This is a genomic window from Gammaproteobacteria bacterium, assembly GCA_016712635.1.
Classification (GTDB): Bacteria; Pseudomonadota; Gammaproteobacteria; order SZUA-140; family SZUA-140; genus JADJWH01.
In genome coordinates, this window is the sequence record JADJQS010000002.1 from 362187 (window position 1) to 382128 (window position 19942).

20 protein-coding genes and 1 tRNA gene are annotated in these 19942 nt (G+C 65.3%); 6 read left to right on the forward strand and 15 right to left on the reverse strand.

Translation table 11 applies throughout. The features are described from left to right. Positions 1 to 294: 294 nt before the first annotated feature. The 12 genes from IPK65_04900 to flgB all read right to left on the reverse strand — a co-directional run bounded on the left by IPK65_04900 (position 295) and on the right by flgB (position 14130). Positions 295 to 2466 carry a tetratricopeptide repeat protein gene (locus IPK65_04900; GenBank protein MBK8162491.1) on the reverse strand — a complete coding sequence of 724 codons (2172 nt, stop codon included), beginning with the start codon at positions 2464 to 2466 and terminating at the stop codon, positions 295 to 297. Positions 2467 to 2585: 119 nt separating this feature from the next. Next, positions 2586 to 4148, reverse strand: a complete 1563-nt coding sequence (flgL, locus tag IPK65_04905) for a flagellar hook-associated protein FlgL (GenBank protein MBK8162492.1) — start codon at positions 4146 to 4148, stop codon at positions 2586 to 2588. 2 nt (positions 4149 to 4150) lie between these two features. Next, on the reverse strand, positions 4151 to 6469 hold the full coding sequence (flgK, locus tag IPK65_04910; GenBank protein MBK8162493.1) for a flagellar hook-associated protein FlgK: 2319 nt from the start codon (positions 6467 to 6469) through the stop codon (positions 4151 to 4153). A gap of 57 nt (positions 6470 to 6526) precedes the next feature. Beyond that, positions 6527 to 7471 (reverse strand): flagellar assembly peptidoglycan hydrolase FlgJ, encoded by a 945-nt coding sequence (gene flgJ / locus IPK65_04915; protein ID MBK8162494.1) that lies wholly within the window; start codon positions 7469 to 7471, stop codon positions 6527 to 6529. A gap of 39 nt (positions 7472 to 7510) precedes the next feature. Then, a complete protein-coding gene (locus IPK65_04920) occupies positions 7511 to 8641 on the reverse strand; it encodes a flagellar basal body P-ring protein FlgI (protein MBK8162495.1) in 1131 nt (376 codons plus the stop codon). Between the two features lie 36 nt (positions 8642 to 8677). Further along, positions 8678 to 9376, reverse strand: a complete 699-nt coding sequence (locus IPK65_04925; GenBank protein MBK8162496.1) for a flagellar basal body L-ring protein FlgH — start codon at positions 9374 to 9376, stop codon at positions 8678 to 8680. A 10-nt stretch (positions 9377 to 9386) separates the two neighbouring features. Further along, positions 9387 to 10172, reverse strand: coding sequence for a flagellar basal-body rod protein FlgG (gene flgG / locus IPK65_04930; GenBank protein MBK8162497.1), 786 nt, complete (start codon positions 10170 to 10172; stop codon positions 9387 to 9389). 27 nt (positions 10173 to 10199) lie between these two features. Then, positions 10200 to 10943 carry a flagellar basal body rod protein FlgF gene (locus tag IPK65_04935; GenBank protein ID MBK8162498.1) on the reverse strand — a complete coding sequence of 248 codons (744 nt, stop codon included), beginning with the start codon at positions 10941 to 10943 and terminating at the stop codon, positions 10200 to 10202. 40 nt (positions 10944 to 10983) lie between these two features. Next, positions 10984 to 12600: a flagellar hook protein FlgE gene (locus IPK65_04940; GenBank protein MBK8162499.1), complete on the reverse strand. Its 1617-nt coding sequence runs from the start codon at positions 12598 to 12600 to the stop codon at positions 10984 to 10986. Between the two features lie 23 nt (positions 12601 to 12623). Then, the gene (locus IPK65_04945; protein MBK8162500.1) at positions 12624 to 13295 is read right to left on the reverse strand and encodes a flagellar hook assembly protein FlgD; all 672 of its coding nucleotides are present in this window, start codon (positions 13293 to 13295) and stop codon (positions 12624 to 12626) included. A gap of 29 nt (positions 13296 to 13324) precedes the next feature. Further along, positions 13325 to 13732 (reverse strand): flagellar basal body rod protein FlgC, encoded by a 408-nt coding sequence (gene flgC / locus IPK65_04950; GenBank protein ID MBK8162501.1) that lies wholly within the window; start codon positions 13730 to 13732, stop codon positions 13325 to 13327. Between the two features lie 2 nt (positions 13733 to 13734). Next, the gene (flgB, locus tag IPK65_04955; GenBank protein ID MBK8162502.1) at positions 13735 to 14130 is read right to left on the reverse strand and encodes a flagellar basal body rod protein FlgB; all 396 of its coding nucleotides are present in this window, start codon (positions 14128 to 14130) and stop codon (positions 13735 to 13737) included. A 352-nt stretch (positions 14131 to 14482) separates the two neighbouring features. On the opposite strand from flgB, the gene flgA reads away from it, so the two are divergent. The 5 genes from flgA (at position 14483) to IPK65_04980 (ending at position 16699) form a co-directional block, all read left to right on the forward strand. Continuing rightward, positions 14483 to 15193: a flagellar basal body P-ring formation protein FlgA gene (gene flgA / locus IPK65_04960; protein ID MBK8162503.1), complete on the forward strand. Its 711-nt coding sequence runs from the start codon at positions 14483 to 14485 to the stop codon at positions 15191 to 15193. A 78-nt stretch (positions 15194 to 15271) separates the two neighbouring features. Next, positions 15272 to 15601 (forward strand): flagellar biosynthesis anti-sigma factor FlgM, encoded by a 330-nt coding sequence (flgM, locus tag IPK65_04965; protein ID MBK8162504.1) that lies wholly within the window; start codon positions 15272 to 15274, stop codon positions 15599 to 15601. A 12-nt stretch (positions 15602 to 15613) separates the two neighbouring features. Then, a complete protein-coding gene (locus tag IPK65_04970; protein ID MBK8162505.1) occupies positions 15614 to 16105 on the forward strand; it encodes a flagellar protein FlgN in 492 nt (163 codons plus the stop codon). 147 nt (positions 16106 to 16252) lie between these two features. Continuing rightward, positions 16253 to 16328 (forward strand) — tRNA-Ala (locus tag IPK65_04975). Beyond that, positions 16328 to 16699, forward strand: a complete 372-nt coding sequence (locus IPK65_04980) for a DUF2892 domain-containing protein (GenBank protein ID MBK8162506.1) — start codon at positions 16328 to 16330, stop codon at positions 16697 to 16699. Before IPK65_04975 ends, IPK65_04980 begins: the two co-directional genes overlap by 1 nt. A gap of 121 nt (positions 16700 to 16820) precedes the next feature. Here the strand turns inward: IPK65_04980 and IPK65_04985 are convergent, their stop codons facing one another. Further along, positions 16821 to 17726 (reverse strand): D-hexose-6-phosphate mutarotase, encoded by a 906-nt coding sequence (locus IPK65_04985; GenBank protein MBK8162507.1) that lies wholly within the window; start codon positions 17724 to 17726, stop codon positions 16821 to 16823. A 138-nt stretch (positions 17727 to 17864) separates the two neighbouring features. Beyond that, complete coding sequence (locus IPK65_04990) at positions 17865 to 18050, reverse strand: hypothetical protein (protein MBK8162508.1); 186 nt, start codon at positions 18048 to 18050, stop codon at positions 17865 to 17867. Positions 18051 to 18120: 70 nt separating this feature from the next. On the opposite strand from IPK65_04990, the gene IPK65_04995 reads away from it, so the two are divergent. Beyond that, positions 18121 to 18534, forward strand: a complete 414-nt coding sequence (locus IPK65_04995; protein MBK8162509.1) for a hypothetical protein — start codon at positions 18121 to 18123, stop codon at positions 18532 to 18534. Between the two features lie 79 nt (positions 18535 to 18613). On the opposite strand, the gene IPK65_05000 is transcribed toward IPK65_04995, so the two are convergent. Continuing rightward, positions 18614 to 19870, reverse strand: coding sequence for a hypothetical protein (locus IPK65_05000; protein MBK8162510.1), 1257 nt, complete (start codon positions 19868 to 19870; stop codon positions 18614 to 18616). Positions 19871 to 19942: the final 72 nt, after the last annotated feature.

The window sequence follows — 19942 nt, forward strand, 5'->3', positions numbered from 1 at the left end:
TGTGCCGAATACACGTTGCCGAGATTGAGATGCGCGATCCAGTAGTCCGGCCGGATGAGGATCGAGGACTCGAGCGCGCGCCGTGACTCATCGAGGCGCAGCTGGCCGTGATAGAGCTTGCCCAGGTTGTTGAGTGCGATCGGGTGGCGGGGATCGGCGGCGAGCAGGGCAAGATACTGCGCCTCGGCCTCGGCGTGCCGCCCGGCCTCGTTAAACGCCACGCCGAGATTCAGGCGGGCATCAAGGAAATCCGGGGCACGTTCGATGATGCCGGACAAGGTCTCGATCGCGCGGTCATGTTCTCCGAGCCTGTGGCAGGCGGTGCCGGCTATGAAGAGGGCGTTGATGTCGCGCGGTTCCCCCTGCAGCACGCGCCCGGCCAGGATCAGCGCCTCGGCCGCCCGTCCGTCGATCAGCAGTGTCCTGGCCTGCACAAGAAGGTTGCTTGACTGCGGTTCGTCCGGGATGGCGGCGGGAACATCCGCGCGGGGTTCGACCGCATCGGACGGCGCCGCGGCCTTCTCCTGCCACATATCCAGATAAAGCTGTTCCAGCTGGCGCGTGAAGCGCACCGGGTCGCACAGGATCGACCCGCGCACCGCGCCCGGCAGGCGCGCCCGCAGCGCCGCCAGCTTTCCGAGATCCCGCGCCAGGCCCACCGCGATCCCTGCGTACTCCTCCTCCGTCCACGCGATCGTCTCCTCCACCCCGATGTTCTTCAGGATCGAGTACGTCACCCGCTGTGCATGCACCTTCCCCGCCAGTGTCACCACCGGCACCCCCATCCACAGCGCCTCGCAGGTCGTCGTCGTCCCGTGGTACGGGTACGTGTCCAGCGCGATGTCCACCTCGTTGTAGCAGTCCAGGTGCGACTCCCGCGTCGCCGTGAAACCGCGCAGTTCCACCCGCTCCCGCCCGATCCCGGCCGATGCGAAGGCCTCGTACAGGGTTCGCCTGCACGCAGGCCTCCCCTGCCAGGCTCGCCTTGATCAGCAGCCGCGACCCGGGCACCTGCTGCAGGATCCCGCTCCACAGCCGCACCGCCTCCGGCGTCAGCTTGCGCGTGTGGTTGAACGATCCGAAGGTTACGTAACCCCTGCCCAGCGCCGGCGGCTCTTCCATCCGCGGCCGCTCCGCGAACGACCCGAAGCACAGGAAACTCTCCGGCATCATCATCAGCCGTTCCGTATACCGCGTCCCGCCCTCCGCCTCCGCGTATCCGTCCGTGATCCGGTAGTCCACCTCCGCCAGGCCCGTCGTGTTCGGATATCCCAGGTACGTCACCTGTACCGGCGCCGGGCGGTGGCGCAGCACCGCGACGCGTGTATTCATGGTGTGCCCGCCCAGATCCACCAGAAGATGTATGCCGTCCTCCCGCATGCGGCGCGCCAGCAGCTCGTCGTCCAGTGCCGAAACATCGAGGAAGCTGTCGACATGCCTGGTCATCTCGCGTGTCATGTCGTCCTTCTGCCCGGACGTCGAATAACACAGGATCTCGAACCGCGTGCGGTCGTGGCTGGCCAGAAGGTTCCGCATAAACAGGCCGACGGCGTGGCCAGTGAAATCCCCCGACAGATAGGCGACGCGCAGCCGGTCGCCCGGGGCTGGCGTGGCAGGACTGATCACGGCTGTCATCGGCGTATAGCCGCTGCGTCGCGCCCAGTTGCAATGTACCGCCAGCATGACGGCGGGCGCGATGCCCGGGCTGGAGTTGAACGGCAGCAGGAGATCCTGCAGAATTTCCGCCTTGCAGTCATCCGCCTGCGCATACGCGAGCACGCTAGCGCGGATGCGCTCGACGAGCGGCCATGCGCACAGATTCACCGCGCTGGGAAAGATGCAGGAATACAGCTCCGGGTCATCGAAACGGACCGCGGCTTCGTGTATGAACGCATGGACACGATCGGGATCGCGGCGTTTGAGCACCTGCAGCAGATTGATACAGGCATCCGGCGCCGGGTGCAGTTCCAGCGCCGCACGATAGGCGGTCTCGGACTCCTCCGTCAGGCCGAGCCTGCCGGATACGTAACCCAGGTTATTGTGGGCGGGATGATAATCCGGCCGGCAGGCAATCACCCTCTGATAGGCATCGCGCGCCTCGCCGTAACGCTCCAGTACACGGAAGGCGTTTCCGAGATTATACCAGCCGATGAAGTGATCCGGCCTGCGTGCCAGCGCCTTGGACAGATGTTCGACCGCCTCTGCCGGGGCGCCGGCGCCGACGAGAGCGACTCCGAGATTGACGCGCGCATTGACATCGTCGGGCGATCGCTCCACCACCTTCCGGAAGAGATCGACCGCCCCGGCGAAGTCGCCCTTCTTATAGTGGATGCAGCCCTCCAGGAACTGGATCTCGGCATTGCCGCGCGCCTTTTTCCGCAGCCGTTCCGTGATCTCCTCCGCGGCATGGATCTCGCCACGGTCGATAAACATCCTCGCCTGTTCGATCGCTTGCGCCAGCCCCACGGATTCACCCCTCGTTTTTCGATGCGGTACAACCGGTCAACGGATGCAATTGACGAGCCAATCGGGCGGCCGGATGCAACAGCGCCGCCCGATTCAGGCGGTCCCGCAAGGGATGCGACTCAGAGGTAGTTGAACAGCGACAGACCCTGGACCTGGATAAACACCTTCTGCGCCGCCTCCAGGCCCACCATCTGCTGCGTCAGCTGGGTGATCGCGGTGGTGTAATCGAGATCCTCGATGCTCGAGCGGGCTTCCTCGATCTGCAGAGAGGATGCCTCGTTCATATTTTCCTGGGTGTCGATGCGGTTCAGCCGGGCGCCGATCTGCGCGCGCACCGAGCGGATGTTCTCCATGCCCTGGTCGATGTCGGACAGGAACTGGTTGACGGCGTTGTTCAGCACGCCACCGGCGTTGGCTCCGGAGATGCCCCCCTCGAGGGTCAGCGCCAGGTTCTCGATCGTCGTGAAGAGGTCCTCGTGGCCGCTGGGCACGATCGTGAACGCGTCTCCCGTTCGCGGCGTTCCCGACAGCGAGGTCTGGATGCCGTTGAACGCGACCTGCACGCCGCTCGTGTAGGCGCCGCCCGTCTCGATGTTGCCGAGGCTGTCCTCCACGATGAAATAGCCGGCGTCCGCGGGATCATAGTTCAGCACCGCGCTCGCGGCGCTGGCGCCCGTCAACACCGACCCGAAGTAGCCGGTGATCGAATCTGCGTCGCCGTCACTGGCGCCGCTCATCGACTCGGTAACCACGATGGGTGCGGCCGACGGCGCGGTGCTGACCAGATAGAGCGCGCCACCGTTGACCACGGCGCGCACACCGGTGGCTGCGCTGTCGTCGTTGATCTGCTGCGCCAGCTCGTCGAGCGTGGCTGCCGGCGTCCCGCCCTCGGCGACAGAGTACACGTCGGTACCGTTGATGTTCAGTGTGTAGCCCAGGGCGTCGTTCGTACCCACGCTGTCGGAGAAGGTCAGCGTACCCGTCGCCGGTGTCGCGTGCGGAAATGAGACGGTATAGACATCGCCGTCGTAGTCGGCCCGATCGGTCACGCTGCCCGCCGCGATCACCCCGTTGCCCAGGTTGGCAAGGTCGTTTCTGACACTGAACGACCCGTTGCCGGTGCGGATCCGCATGAACACGTCCTCGCCCGGGTCGCCGATCGCGACCTGCTGCGTCGCGCCGATCTGGAGAAAACGCTGACCGCTGTCTCCGCTGTAGACATACTCGCTGGTGGAGCTGCGCGAGAATGGCTCGATGCGGCCCTGATGCCCGGCGAAGATGTATTCGCCGTTGGCGTCCGTTGTGTTCGCCACGGTCATGATCTCGTCGAGGTTCTGGCGCACCTCCACCGCGATGTAACGGCGGTCCTCCGCCGACAGGGCCGAGTTGTTCGCCTGCAGTGCAAGCTCCCGGATGCGATCGAGGACATTGCCGACGGAACCCAGCGCAGACTCTTCGCGCTGCAGGCGCTGACGCGCGGCGGTGATGTTCTCCTGATACTGGGTGATGGTATCCAGCGACTGGCGGTAACCGATCAGCGCGGAGGTGCCGGACGGATCGTCGGACGGCGACAGGATGCGCTTTCCCGTTGACAGCTGTTCCTGTGTGCGCGCCACCCTGGTCTGCTGATCGAGGATCGAATTCAACGCGATCAGGTTGATCTGATTGGTTGATACGCGCATGTTTACCTCCGGATCGAGTCGATCAGTGTGTCGAACATGGCGTTCGCAGCCGCGATGACCTGTGCCGCCGCCGAATACGCCTGCTGGAAGCGCAGTACGTTGGCCGCCTCCTCGTCCAGGTTCACCCCGGAGAGGGACTCGCGCGCCTCCACCGCCTGGGCCAGCATGCTGCCCTGCGCCTGCCCGCTGACCTCTGCCTGGTGGGTCTTGATGCCGACGTCCGCCACCAGGCCGCTGTAGAGGTCCTGATACGAGGCGGTGCCGTCATTCAGTATGCGCGCATCCTGCAGCGCAGCAAGGGCGAGCGCGTTGCGGTTGTCGCTCACGCCGTTCGTGTTGGGCCCGACGGTGAAGACGTCGCCGCTGTTCGGATCGCCGCTCAGGACGGTCTCGATGCCGTTGAACTGGATTGCGGCGCCGTCGTCATAGGCCCCCGCCGTCACGGCGGCGCCGACGCCGTTCAGTACGACATAGCTGTCCGCCGCGCTGTTGAAGGTGTAGGTTCCGGACGGATTCGAGGCCCCCTGCAGCGTCGCGCCACCGAAGTAGCCGACCGCAGTGTCCGCGTCCTCCGCCGTCCCGCTCAGGGTAGTGATCGCCTCCGTCACCGTGACCGGCATCGCTGACGGAGGCACGTTGACGAAATACAGCGCGGTGCCGCCGGGATTCACGTGGGCCATGACGCCGGTGGCGGCGACATCGTCGTTGATCACGGCCGCCAGCGCGGAGAGGTCGGCCAGCGCCGCGTCGGCGCTCCCCTGGTTGTATACCAGAACCCCGTTGATGCGCAGCTCGTACTGCACGGTATTGTTGCCGCCGTTTTCCGTGACCTGGCCGCGCGTCGCGCCGCCGTCGGCCGCGGCTGCGGTGGCATTCGCCGCCACGATGCGGTAATTGTCGCTGACGAAGGCCGCCAGATCGACGATCGCCCCGGCATCGATGTCGCCGCCGCCCGTGTTGGCCAGGGACGCCGATGTGCGCACCGGGCTCGCCGCGGCGATCTGGTTCGGATTCGAGATCGCGACGTCGAAGTAGCGCGCCCCGTTCACAGTCGGCTGGATGAGGAAGCTGTCGCCGCTCGCGATGGTCCCGGAGTCCAGCGTCAGCGTGAGTCCGTCCACCGTGGCGGGGGTTCCCGGAAATCCACTGAGTGGGGTCACCCGGCCGTCGCTCTGCCGGACCAGAGAATAGCTGGCGCCGGTCCGCTCCAGGCGGTAATCGCTCGTGGTCAACGCGCCCGCGTCGCTGATGACGACGCCGATCTGGGCCTCGGGCTGGCCCGAGTTGTTCGAGTTGGCCAGCACCTGCGCGGTCGAGATCGTGACATCGGAGTCGATCGGGGCAAAGAAGTCGCCGCCGGCCGCGCCGTTGAGATCGACGCCCATGGCATGGCGGGCATTGAAGGTCGCCGCCACGGAGATGGCGAGCTGCCCGAGGCTGTTCAGGGTCGGGTCGAGGACCTGGGAACGGAACTGCAGGATCCCGCCGACCTCGCCGCCGCTCAGCTGGTTCGAGACGACCACGGGACCGGAGGTGGTCACGAAGGCGACCTCCTTGCGCTCGGGGTCGTAGGCGTTGGAGGCGATTGTCATCCGGCTGGCCGTCGCGCCGGCCACCAGTGCCTGCCCGCTGCCGATGTAGACGTTGACGGTGCCATCGCCCTGGCTCACGGTGGTCACCGCAACCTGCTCGGAGAGATGGCGGATGAGCTCGTCGCGGCGGTCCAGAAGGTCGTTGGCGCCGCCGCTGTCGGAGATGCCGAGGTTCACGATCTGCTGGTTGATATTCGCGATCGAGGTGGCCAGGCTGTTGATCTCGTCGACCGCCGCGGTCAGGGCGTCGTTCACGTTGCTGTCGAGGCTGGAGATCTGCAGATAGTGGCTCTGGAAGCGGCTCGCCAGGCTCTCCGCCTCGCTCAGCATCACCTGCCTCGATTCGAGCGACGAGGGATCGTTGGCCACGGTCTGGATGGAATCGAAGAATCCCTGCAGTGCCGCCATCACGCCCGCGTCGGGATCGGACAGCATGGTGTCGATCTGGCTCGCCAGGGCGTAAAACTTGTCCGCCTGTCCGGACCCGGAGGTGGCGGTGCGGATCTGCAGCGTGTTGAACTCGTCGTAGATCCGCTCGATGCTGCTGATGGTCACCCCGGTGCCGATGAAGAAGTCGCCGATCCGGTCCGGCACCTGCGTCGTGAGGTTCACGCGCTGGCGGCTGTAGCCCTCGGTGTTTACATTGGCGATATTGTTCGACGCCACGGACAGCGCGCGCTGCGCCGCCAGCAACCCGGTAAGACCCGTACCCAATACACCGCTGGCCATGTCTATACTCCAGGTATCATGAAATCGTGATCAGGACAGCGGAGGAAATTGCGGTCATCAGAGGGCATCCTTGTCAGAATGTGTTAACGGCATCACACTCGCTTCCTTGAATGAACCGGCTGCCAGGAGCGACCCCGGACCGAACGCTATGCGACTGATCTTGCTTGCGTATTCCGGGTCCGTCGCGTATCCGGCCTGCTGCAGACCCTGCACGAATGCCGCCCCGTCCGCGCCCTCCGCCAGCGCCGCGCCGTAGCGCGGGCTTCCACGCAGGAACGCGGCGTAATCGGCGAAGCTGTCCGCGTAGGACCCGTAGGCGCGGAATGCCTCGCGCCGCTTCACGGCGACGCCGTTTTCGTACTCGAGGGTCTCGGCAACCACCCGGTCGCCGGACCAGCGCGCATCGGCCTTGATGCCGAACAGATTGTGGCTGCTGCCGCCGTCGGCGGTGCGCATGACGTTCCTGCCCCAGCCGGTCTCGAGCGCCGCCTGCGCCAGCAGCACGCGCGGGGACACCCCGAGCTCACGCGCGGCATCCTCGGCATGCGGCGCCAGCACGCGGATGAAGTCCTCCGGCGTATCGATCGCCTGCTCCGCGGCGACCGCGCGCTGCTCCATCGAAGGCGCCGCGGCAGCGGCGTTCGGCGCGACGACAGTCTGCGCGGGCGCAGCGGAATCCCGGCTGCCCGGCTCCCGGGTCAATTGCCTGACCAGGAGGTCGGCGAGCCCGAGCGCGCCCTTTTCGGACAGGTCCACCGAGAGCTGCTGGTCGAACATGTCGCGGTAAAGCTTTTCCTGGTCGCTGCCGAACAGCTCGTCCTCGACGCCGGTGTTGCGCATATTCTTCAGCATCATCTGGATGAACAGCGCCTCGAACTGCTGCGCGACCTTGCGCACCGTCTCCGGCGACTGGTCCTGCGCGCCGCGGCGCAGTTGCGCCAGGCCGTTGAAATCGTGGTAGACAGCCGCCGCGGAGGCGGCCCCGGACTTCGCTTCGATCATGGCATCCGCATCCGGACGTTTACGCGCACGTCCGCCCCGTCAGATCACGATCAGCTCGGCGCGCAGGGCACCGGCCTCGCGCAGCGCCTCCAGGATGGCGACCAAGTCGCCCGGCGCGGCGCCCACCTCGTTGACCGCGGTCACGATGTCGTCGAGCGAAGTGCCCGGATCAAACTTGAACATGTGGCTGGCCGTCTCCTCCACGGCGATCTCGCTGGTCGGCACCACCACGGTGGAGCCGCCGGAGAACGCGCCGGGCTGGCTGACCTCGGCGCGTTCCGTGATGGTCACGGTCAGACTGCCGTGCGAGACGGCGGCCGCCGTCACCCGTACGTTGCTGCCGATCACCACGGTGCCGGTGCGCGAGTTGACGATGACGCGCGCCGAGGCGGTGCCGGGTTCGAGCGTGAGGTTCTCCAGCACGGACAGGAAGGCGACGCGCTGGCCCTGGGCGCGCGGTGCGTTGACCTGCACCGAGGAGCCGTCGACCGGCAGCGCGGTGCCCTCGCCGATGGCGGTGTTGATCGCGTCCGCGACCCGCTTGGAGGTGGTAAAGTCGGACCGGTTGAGATTGAACACGAAATAATCCTCGCCGCCGAAGCTGGTCGGCGCCGGGCGCTCCACCGTCGCCCCGTTGGGTATGCGCCCCACGCTCGGCACGTTGACGCTGATACGCGATCCGTCCCCGCCCTCGGCGCCGAATCCGCCCACCACCAGGTTGCCCTGCGCGACGGCGTAGATCTGGCCGTCCGCGCCCTTCAGCGGGGACATCAGCAGGCTGCCGCCGCGCAGGCTCTTGGCGTTGCCGAGCGAGGAGACGGTGATATCGATGGTCTGGCCCGGCTTGGCGAACGGCGGCAGGTCCGCATGGATGGTGACCGCGGCGACATTCTTGAGCTGCGGGTTCACGTCCGGCGGGAGCGTGATGCCGTACTGGTTGAGCATGTTCTTCAGGCTCTGCACGGTGAACGGCGTCTGGCTGGTCTGGTCACCGGTGCCGTCGAGACCGACCACCAGGCCGTAGCCGACCAGCTGGTTGGTGCGTACTCCCGCCACCGAGGCGATGTCCTTGATGCGCTCGGCGGATACCGGCACCGCGGCCAGCAGCAGGGCGGCGGCGAGATGCGCCAGGACCGTCCAGCGTTGATATGCATTTCTGCGTTCTTGCATGAGAATCATCCCGTCAGTTGTCACGCCGGCTGCCGCTCAGAACGGCCACCACTTGCCATTGAAGAATTTCCCCAGCCAGCCCATGTCGCCCGTGTCGGCGATCACCCCGGTGCCGCCGTAGGAGATCTCGGCGCCGGCGATCAGGGTGGAGGAGATCGTGTTGTCCGCCAGGATATCCGTCGGCCGGATGATCCCGGACAGGGTGATATGCTCGTCGCCCTGATTGATCGAGATAATCTTTTCGCCGTATATGCGCAGGTAACCGTTCGGCAGCACCTCGGTCACCACAGCGGTTATATTGCCGGTCAACTGGTTGCTCTGCGCGCTCTCGCCCTCCCCGTCGAAGGTCTTGGTAGATTCCAGGTTGTTCTCCAGAGTGCGCGGGCTGTTACCCAGGGGGCCGACGCCGAAGGAGAGCGGATCGCCGAACAGCGTGGGATTGGCGATATCGACGCTGTTGTCCTTGCTGGTGCTGGTGCTGGCGCTCTTGCTGGCGTTGGTGCGCTCGACCACCACCACGGTGACGATGTCGCCCACGCGGCGCGGGCGGATATCCTCGAACAGAGGCGAGCTCAGTCCGACACGATAAATCGCGCCTGCCGTTGCCGGCTGCGCGGGCTCCGCGTGCCGGATGATATCCTCCGAAATTCCGGAAGAATGTTTCGGCGCCGAGGCACAGCCCGCCGCCAGCGCGGCCACCAGCGCAGCGGACAATATCGGAAGGATTCCTCTCATGGATGCTCCGTTACAGGTTGTTGGTGACGTACTGCAGCATGTTGTCCATGGTCGAGATCGCCTTGGAGTTCATCTCGTAGGTGCGTTGCGCCTCGATCATGTTGACCAGTTCCTCCACCACGTTGATGTTGGAGCTCTCGAGTGAGCCCTGCGCCACCGTGCCCACGCCGTTCAGTCCCGGTGTCCCGGTCTGGGCGGCGCCGCTGGCCCCCGACTCCAGATACAGGTTCTGTCCGATCGGCTGCAGGCCGGACGGATTGATGAAATCGGCGAGCTGCACCGAGCCGACCTGGGTCGGCGCACTGTTGCCGGGCGTGGTCACGCTGACCACGCCGTCCTGTCCGATAGTGACGCTCTGCGCGTTGTCGGGGATCGTGATCGCCGGCTGCAGCACGTAGCCGCTGGAGGTCACCATCTGGCCCTGGGCGTCGGAGTGGAAGGAGCCGTCGCGGGTATAGGCCTGGGTGCCGTCGGGCATCAGGATCTGGAAGAAGCCGCGGCCCTGGATCGCCATGTGCAGGGAATTTCCGGTCTCGACCGTGCTGCCCTGCGTGAACAGCTTCTCGGTCGCCACCGTGCGCACGCCGGTGCCCAGGCTCAGTCCGGTCGGCAGCTGGGAGTCCTGCGCCGACTGCGCGCCGACCTGGCGCACGTTCTGGTAGAGCAGGTCCTCGAACACCGGGCGGCCGGCCTTGAAGCCGGTGGTGTTGGCGTTCGCCAGGTTGTTGGAGATGACCGCCATGCGGGTCTGCTGGGCGTCGAGCCCGGTCTTGGCAATTCTCAGTGCATCAGCCATGTCGTCTGCTCCTCTTCACGCTGCCGTTCAGGCAATCCGCATCATTTGGGTGGAGGCCTGGTCGTTTTCCTCTGCCGCCTTCATCAGTTTGACTTCCATCTCGAACTGGCGCGCCAGTTCGATCATGTTGACCATCGCGTCGATCGTATTGACGTTGCTGCCCTCGAGCGCACCGGACACCAGCGTCACGGCAGCGTCGGGCGGCGCCGCAGAGCTGTCGCCCAGGCGCATCAGTCCGTCGAGGCCCTTTTCGAGCTGGGCCGGATCGGGATTCACGAGCTTGATGCGGTCGACAATGGCGAGCGCCGCAGGAGATTGCCCGTTCGGCCGCACCGTGATGGTCCCGTCCACGCCGATCTCGATCTTCTCCGACGGAGGTACCGCGATCGGTGAGCCCGAATTTCCGATCACCGCATGGCCGGCGCCGTTGACCAGCTCTCCGGTCGGGAGCACGCGCAGGTCGCCCGCACGCGTGTAACCCTCGGAGCCGTCGGCGGCGCGCACCGCGATCCAGCCCGGCCCGTTGACCGCCACGTCCAGTTCGTTGCCGGTGGCGTTGATCGAACCCGGCTGCAGATTGACGCCGGGCCGGTCCGCGGTCGCGTACACCCGGCTCGGGAAACCGTCGCCGTCCAGGTCTTCGCTGGTGAAGGCGAGCAGGTCTTCGCGAAACCCCGTGGTGCTCGCATTGGCCAGGTTGTGCGCGTTCACGCCCTGGGCGAGCATGGTCTGGCTCGCCCCGGCCATCGCGATGTACAGCATGCGGTCCATCAGTGCATCCTCAATGCCTTACCGTGCGCGCGCCGATCAGTTAACGGATATTGATGATCGACTGCGTGACGGTGTCCTCGGTGGAGATCACCTGCGCGTTCGCCTGGAAATTGCGCTGCGCGGTGATCATCTTGACCAGCTGCTCGGTGAGGTCGACGTTGGAACTCTCGAGAGCGCCCGATTGCACCGTGCCCAGGCTGGATGATCCCGGCGTGGAGACCACCGGCTGGCCGGACTCGAAGGACTCGGCCCACGAGGTGTCACCCAGCTGGGTCAGCCCCTGCGGATTGCCGAAGTTGGCCAGTGCGACCTGCGCGAGCGTGCTCGACTGGCCGTTGGTGAAGCGCGCCAGTATCACGCCGGTGTCGCTGATGTCGATGCCGCTCAACCGCCCGGTCGCAAAGCCGTCCTGCGACAGCGAGTTCACGTTGAAGCCGCCGCCGTACTGGCTGAGCGAGGAATAGTCCAGCGTCAGCGACAGGCTCGTCGCGCCGCTGCTCGGGGTGTAGGGCGCCAGGGCGTAGTTGGACGGCGGCGTCGTCACGCCATTGATCTCGGACAGCGCGCCGCTGCTGCTGAACTGCAGCAGGTCGGAACCGTTGGGCTGGGCGCCGGTGATCTGGTTGCCGTCAACGAATACGAAGCTCTCCCATTGATTGGGGATGCCGGTCTTGCGGTAATACACCGTGGTCAGGTGCGACGCGCCGAGCGAGTCGTAGATGGTCATGGTGGTGGAGTTGTTGAAGGTGGTGGCGTCGGTGACGTCGAAGCTACCCTGTACGGCGCCGGTGGCAACCGCCGTGAGGTCGGTGTTGCCGCCGCCGGCGACCTGGGTGAGATCGGAGGTGTCAAAGGTCAGATCGACGGAATCCTGGCTGCCGGCCGCACCGTCCGGATCCCAGGTCAGCGTGACGCTGCCCGTGGTGCCGACTGTCAACGCGGCCGTGGTCGAGGTCCCGCCCGCGCCGGCCAGGGTCACATTCCAGTTGTTGCCGCCGGTGCTGGTGAACTGCAGCTGAGCGGTCGTAACCTGCTGTCCGTAGGTATCGACGAGGTCGAAGGCCGCGGTGGTGATCGGCGAGTCTCCGGTGTCCAGCACCTGGGTCGCGCCGGCGCTGCCCAGCGTGATGGTGGCCGACGTCACCGGCGCGCTCGGCACGGCGGCGGAGGCGTTCAGGTTCACGCCGAAGGTCAGCTCGGTCGTCGCCTGCGGGGCGATGTCCGAGGTGTCGAGCTGGATGTCACCCAGCGCTCCGGTGATATTGCCCGAGGAATCGGCCAGGTATCCGGTCAGGCGCTGGAGCTGCGGATTGATAACGAAGCCGTCGCGGTCGACACCGAAGGCGCCGCTGCGCGTGTATACGTTGTTGCCGTTGTCGTTCAGTACGAAGAACCCCTGGCCGCTGATTGCGAGATCCAGGTTGTTGTCGGTGAACTCGACATTGCCCTGCGAGAACTGCTGGTCGACACCCGAGATCCTGACACCGCTGCCGATGGCGTTCGAGGAAGAACCCAGGTTGGAGGTGGCGAAGACGTCGGCGAACTGTATCGTCGATTGCTTGAACCCCGTCGTGCTCGCGTTGGCCACGTTGTTCGAGATGACGTTGAGCTCCGCCGCCGACGAGTTGATTCCGCTTAATGCCGTTTGAAATGCCATGTGGGTTCTCCTGTGTGATGCGTTTACATGATCTGCATGATGTCGGCCAGCGACACCTGCTCGTTGTTCGACAGATTGAGCGTGATGCCCTGGCCGTTCTTGCCCATCAGCACGCTGTTGACCCGGGCGGTGACCAGGGTGTCGAGCGCGACTGTTTCTCCGTCATAATCCATCTCCGCGACCAGGGTGTAGTCGCCCGCAGGCACGGCTGCGCCGCTGCCGTCGCGCCCGTCCCAGGTAAAGGAGACGTCGCCCTCGGGCTGAGTGCCGAGGTCGAGGCGGCGCACTATCTGGCCGGAGGCGTCGACGACGCCGACGACCAGATTGCTGGTCGAGGCTGGCAGCGTCACCCCCGCGGCGGCCGAGCCGCCGTCGGCCAGGCTGACCGTGTCACCGGACACCAGCACGGAGCGGCCCACCATCGCGGAGGCCTGCAGCGTCTGGGTGGACTGCATCGCATCGGCGACCTGCTGGAACGAGGTCTGCAGCTCCTCCACCCCGGCCACCATGCTGAACTGGGCGATCTGGTTGAAGAATTCGCCGCTCTCCATCGGCTTGGTCGGATCCTGGTTCATCAGCTGCGTCGTCATCAGCTTGAGAAAATCCGACTGTCCGAGGACGTCGCTGGCCTGCGTCGATTGCGTGGACGCACTCAGTCCGAGGCTGTCCAGCAGTTGCGTATTGATCGTCGTCATTGCGCGCCTACCCTTTCAGTAATTACCTGTCATTGACCCAGCCGCAGCACATTGAGCAGCAGCTGCTTGGAGGTGTTCACCACCTCGACGTTGTTCTGGTAGCTGCGCGAGGCCGAGATCATGTCCGCCATTTCGGAAACCACATCGACGTTGGGGCGGTAGACATAACCTTCCGCATCCGCCAGCGGGTTGTCGGGCTGGTATTCCCGCTGCACCGGCGCCTGGCTCTCGACGATGCCGTCGACCTTGACGCCGGCCGTGCTGTTGTCGAGCGCGTCGCGAAAGGTCGAGAACACGGGATGGCGCGCGCGGTAGGCCTCCGCCTCGCTGCCGCTCAGGTTGTCCGCGTTGGCGAGGTTGCTCGCGGTGGTGTTCAGGCGCACGGTCTGGGCGCTCATGGCCGAGCCGGCGATGTCGAATATTCCAAACAGGGACATGGTCATTCTCCTCGAATCGCGCTGAGCAGACTCTTGATGCTGCCGTCAAGGAAGGTAAAGCTGGCCTGGTAACGGATGGCGTTCTGCGCGAACTGCGTCTGTTCCGTCTGCGTATCCACCGTATTGCCGTCGGCGGAGGGCTGCAGCGGGACGCGGTAGAGCAGTTCCCCGTTCGACAGCCCGCGGTCCGATGTCGCCAGATGCCCGCCCGCGGTCTTTGCCAGCGGCAATTCGTTCTTCATCACGCCGCCGAGGATCGACTTGAAGTCGACGTCGCGTGCCTTGTACCCCGGCGTGTCCGCGTTGGCCATATTGCCGGCGAGCACTTCCGCGCGCCGCCCGAATGTCTCCAGCGCCTTGGCATGAATCCCAAATGCATCATCGATCCTCGAAGCCATGTTGATGTCCCCGCCATATTCCTTCTGGCAAGTTGATAGCAATCAACATGCCAAGAGCGAATCACGCGGCTGAAAGGGGTTACAGGCCCTGCGTATGCCTGCACACCGCTCCGGCGCCGGCAAGGGATCTCCGCCGGGCGGCAAGTCCGGCGCCCCGGCCGTTCCTATATATAGACCTGCATCGTGTGCCTCACGGCGCGCCATCACCGGATTCCGGCCCCGCGCTTGCATACTGCAAACCGGAGGCCGGCCGCGTCACCGCATATCCCGGCACTGGCACGCTTCTTGTATTCGTATAGACGTAAAGATGCGTCCGGATACGGGCCACAACTGAACTGGAGGAGCGATCACCTTGAACAGACCGGCCATCGCCATGCTTGCCGCACTGTCGATCGGAATCGCGGCGACGGCCCCGATCGGGGTTGCCGACGATGCCGAGGCGCACGGAAACATCATCGCCGCGGCGCGGGCGTTCCTCGAGGAGCAGATCGACCCGCAGGATGCCAGGACGGAGATCCGCCTCGGCGCCCTCGACGCGCGGCTGCGCCTCACCGCGTGCGAACTCCCGCTGCAGGGATTCCTTCCCCCCGGCGGGCGACTCAGCGGCAACACCAGCGTGGGCGTGGAGTGTCGCGGAAACCACCCCTGGAAACTCTACGTACAGGCGTACGTGGCCGTGTACAAGACAGTGGCAGTCGCCTCCGGTTACCTCGCCGCCGGCACCGTGCTGGATGCGGACAACGTGCGCATGGAAGAGCGCGACGTCACCACGGGCGCGTACGGCTACCTGACGGAGATCGGCCAGCTGGGCGGCATGATCGTGAAGCAGCCCCTGCAGGACGGCCGCATCATCCCGCCGCGGGCGGTGGCGAAGGCGAAGCTGATCCGGCGCGGCGAATCGGTCGTGATCCTGTCGCGGAACGGTCAGATCGAGGTGCGCATGAACGGCAGCGCGCTGATGGACGGGACCGAGGGCGACCGCATCAAGGTCAGAAATGCAAATTCCAAACGGATCATAGAGGGCCGGGTCGAGGCCCCGGGCGTGGTGATGGTCTCGATGTAATCCTGACGCCAGGGGATTGGGTGTCAAAATTCCGTCGATCACGCCCTTAACGAATTCAAGCACAGAGGAGTACAGGCAATGCCAATCGAAATCACGGGCCAGAACACCGCCCATACCGGGACCGCCGGCGAAGGCGCCTCGGTTCGGGCCATCCCCATCGGCACGACTGCCGGCGCGAAGACTGGCACGGGCCAGGAGGCCGGTTCCACGGATACGCTCAGCCTCACCGGCGCCGGCACCCTGATGCAGAAGCTCGACGCCGCCATCGCCGCCGCCCCGGTGGTCGACATGGAACGGGTCAACCGCATCCAGCAGGCGATCGAGAACGGCACCTACGAGATCGACCCGGCGCGGGTCGCGGAAAAGATGCTGGCCTTCGAGACCGCGCTGTACGGACGCGGCCTGTAGCGGAGATCCAGCATGCTCGGAAACGCACTGCTGCAGAACCTCGCCACCTGTCTCGAACGGGAGATCCAGCTGGGAGGACGACTGCTCGAGGCGCTGCGCGGCGAACACAAGGCGCTCACCGCCAACGATCTCGCCCTGCTGAACGAGGCCGTGGAGCTGAAAAACGGGCTGATCGCCGCGATGCAGGCCTGCGGCGGTGAACGCAACGTCCTGCTGCGTGAGGGTGGCTTCGGCAGCGACCGCGAGGCGATGGACCGTCTGTTGGACGCGCATGATCCGCAGCGCCGGACCGGCATCCAGCGCGACTGGATCCGCCTGCTCGAGGTCGGCGCCGAGTGCCAGCGCCAGAACCTGATCAACGGCATCATCATCCAGGCCGGGCAGCAACACACCCGGCAGGCGCTGGCGATCCTGCGCGGCCAGCCGGTCGTCGCCGGCGGTGAATATGGACCCGAGGGGACGCGCCACTCGGCGCCCAGCTCGCATCCCCTCGCCAGGGCCTGAAGCCTCCGCAGACCCTCGACCCAAGTCGCTGTCATCACGGACGATTATCCCGGCGGCCGGCCCCGGTAAATCGCCGGCCCGGCTGGCCAAAGCAGTCCGGGCAATGCTAGAATCTGCCCTCCTCATAAACGGGGGCCAGTACAACGTGGGGCGGTAGCTCAGCTGGGAGAGCGTCGCGTTCGCAATGCGAAGGTCGGGAGTTCGATCCTCCTCCGCTCCACCATGAACGCACAGAAAAGCAGGCTTCGTGTCGTGCACAATATCTCGCTCTCGGATCGTGGCATACGCTGGGTCGCGAGTGCGACGCTGCTCGCCGCTCCGGCGTTTGATCTGGTCGTCTCCGGCGGCTCCTTCACCTGGTGGCACGGGATCGCAATGCTCCTGTCGACCTATCCGGGCCTGACCGCGTTTCTCGGCTGGGACCCGGTATATACGCTGGTCGACTACAAGACATGCGACCTCTCGGAACGCAACCAGTGCGGTACATTGCCGTACCAGCTCGATGCGGCCATCGGAAATCACCCGATACCGAGAAATGAATACGACCACAGCCTTGCCGGATCGCGCCACGGCGCGACCCGGAAGAAAGGCTAAAAAACGAGTTCAACCGCAGTATCGCGGCGAAATATCCCTTGACCCCGCCGATGTATCAGGCGGGGTTTTTTTATTGCCGCCTCCCGCGGATTCATGTAGTACAGATGCGCCATGGCGCACATCACTGATTCTCCACCCGGTACTCCACCGCCAGCGTGTGGTGCGTACCTGGCGCGACGGTGACGACATCGTCCGCCGCATTCGCGCTCTCCACGCACACCATGTTGCGCCAGCCGTCCGGGCCGAAGTCGCCCATCTTGTCGGCCTTCTCGGTCCACGGGGTCCACACCACGGTCGAGCGGCTGCCGGTCTTCGCGATGCGGATGCGCCGGCGCAGTTGCGGATCCTCGATGACGCACTCGTCCGCAGTGTCCAGGTAGATGCGGTCGGTCTCGCCGGCGAAGGCGATGGCGCCATCCTGCCGCGTGCGCGCGCCGCCGTCCACCTTGTCCAGATAGGCGCACCCCTCGAGCCCTGTTACACGCACCGCGCCGATGTCGCCGATGTGGAAATAGGTATGCAGCGCCTCGCCAATCACGATCGGGTGGTCGTCCTCGTTGACAGTGGTGAGCGCCGCCTTCAGCGTCGCGCCGATCGTCAGCCGCAGCTCGGCCCGCGCGCGGTGCGGCCACAGCGCCCGGATCTGCTCGCTGCCGGGAAGCGTCAGCACGAGCTCGACCGTGCCGTCGCCGGTGACGCGCGCTTCAGCCAATTCCCACGGCACGGTGCGGGCGAAGCCGTGGGCCGGCAGCCTGGCATCCGTCGTATGCGGACCGAACCACGGCCAGCATACCGGCGCACCGCCGCGGATCGACTTGCCGGGTGCGAGCTTCGCCAGCTTCGACAGCCATACCACCGGCTCGGCCTGCGCCTTCGGCCGCCACGTCATCAGGTGCGCCCCCTGCAGGCACAGCGCGGCCGCGGCCTGCGGGGTGTCGATGTCGGCGACGATCAGTCCATTCACGTCGCGGAAGCTGAGCTGGTGACCGGAGGAGAAACGCCGGGTCAGGGTGTCGACAGTGGTCATGGCTCTGTTCCTTGCATCAGTTGGACGACGGTTTTTTAACGTTGGGGACAGATTTATTTATCGGGGACCGATTTAAAAATCAGCCCCAAATGCAGGCGTTAAATAAATCTGTCCCCGACGCCGGGATTTCGGCGCGGGCTAACGCGCCTCGTTCTTCTCGGCGCTGCAGCGGCTGCAGCGGTACACGGTCACGAGTCGGCCCTGGCGGACGTCGAATTGCTTCTCCTGCACGATGCGCCACTTGTGCAGGCCGTTGCCGCACAGGGTCCTGCCCTTCGCCTTCAGCTTCAGGTCCGGCTTCTTGAATGGAAGGATGTCCGCCAAGGTACCGCTCCATGCGCGCGATTGACGGCTATTGTAACGCGATTGCCTCCGCGTGCTACATTGTTGCGGCATGAATCCTGAACCGGGCGCCGCCGTGGAAGACCGTGACGATACCCTGCGCATCGACAAGTGGCTGTGGGCCGCGCGTTTCTACAAGACGCGCGCACTCGCCAGCGAGGCCGTCAGCGGCGGCAAGGTGCGCGTCAACGAACAGCGCGCCAAGCCGTCGCGCACGCTGCGTGTGGGCGACACCCTGCACATCACCCGCAACGAGGTCGAATACACGATTACGGTACTCGTCATCACCGGCCGGCGCGGGCCGGCGCCGGAGGCGCAGAAGCTGTATCGGGAGACGGACGACAGCATCACGCGGCGCGCGCTGGCGGCCAGCCAGCGCCGCCTCACCGCCGGCAACGCACCGGCCCCGCAGCGGCGGCCGAACAAACGGGATCGGCGGCTGCTGATCGGTATGCGAAGGGGATAGCCGTGCGGGGACGGATTAGAGACCGCCCCCTTTAGATAACGCATCGGGGACAGATTTCTAATCTGTCCCCGGTTCCTTGTCAGATAACCCACACCCTTGAATGGCTCATGCCGCCGGGAACGGTAACGTTTTCGACCATCTCGTCGCGCGCGGCGTCAATGACCGCCACTGCGCCGCTCTCGCCGTGGGAGGAGAATACCAGTGCGGTATTGCCATTGGCCTGGTGAAAGGCGAGCGAACCGGAGGAAGAGCCGAGGCGCAGCTCGCGCGTCAGCTTCAGCGACGGCAGCGCGGTCAGGTCGAGCACCAGCAGCGCATCGGCCTTGATGTTGGCCGCCTGCTCCGGGCTGCCCGAGCCGGAGGTGGTCAGATACAGCTTGGTGCCCTCGGGGTTGAAATAGTACTTGCTGATGTAGATATCGGGCAGATCAAGCTTGTCAACGATGCGGTTGTCGGTGACGTCGAGCACGGTGAGTTTCGCGATCACGTGATCGGGATCGGACTTGCGATCGGCCCCGCGGCCGATGATATAGCGCCCGCCCGGCGTCATGAACAGGTTACTGTGGCCCTTGAAGGGAAAGCGGGACTCGATCCTGTTCGTCACCGGATCGATCACGGCGACGTTGCCGTAACCATTGTTCAGGTTGTACAGCTTGCCGGTGAGCGGAGAATAGGCAAGTCCGTGCGGAAAGGCGTTGTTCGGCACCGCGGGCTCAGTCATGCCCTGTTCCTTGTCGGTCTCGCACAGGTTGATGGTGGCGACGACCTTGAGATACGTCGCCGCATCATCGGGATCGTTGCCGATGGCGGACAGGGTGCCGTCCTTCAGGCTGCTGATGTAGGCGCGGAGCGGCACGCCCGGCGCCTGCGCCGACGGATGCGTGAACGCCGCCTGGTGATGGCCTCGGCCGACGCAGATGGTCTTGAGGAATTTCGCCTGCGCGCTCGCGGTCTTTTCCACCACCGTCACCGAGGAACCCTGGTCGCCGCAGTTGAGGCGGTCGTTACCGGTCTCCTTGTCGCCGTCGTTCATGAACCAGTCACGATCCGATTTCGGATCGGAATAGATGTGGGCGGGGAATGCGTCGGCCGGGAACCCCGGGCGGAGCTGGATCTGCTTGCTCTGCGGCTCGAGCAGGATGACGCGCCGGTCCTCGGCGAGTCCGACGAAGATCGGTTTGAGGTCCGCCGCGAGGCCGGTCTCGGATTCGACGGAGAGCGGATCGACGCGGGTCGCGCCGTTGCTCCGGCTGACGACGCTGACGGATCCGGTCTTGCGGTTGCCGGCATAGTAGCCGAGGACGAAGCTGCGCGCGCTGGGCGAGGACTGGCTCATGATATTTTCCCTAGGCTTATGAAAACAAATGGGATTCCGGGCGAGCGGCTATTATACCCGAGAGGACGGGGC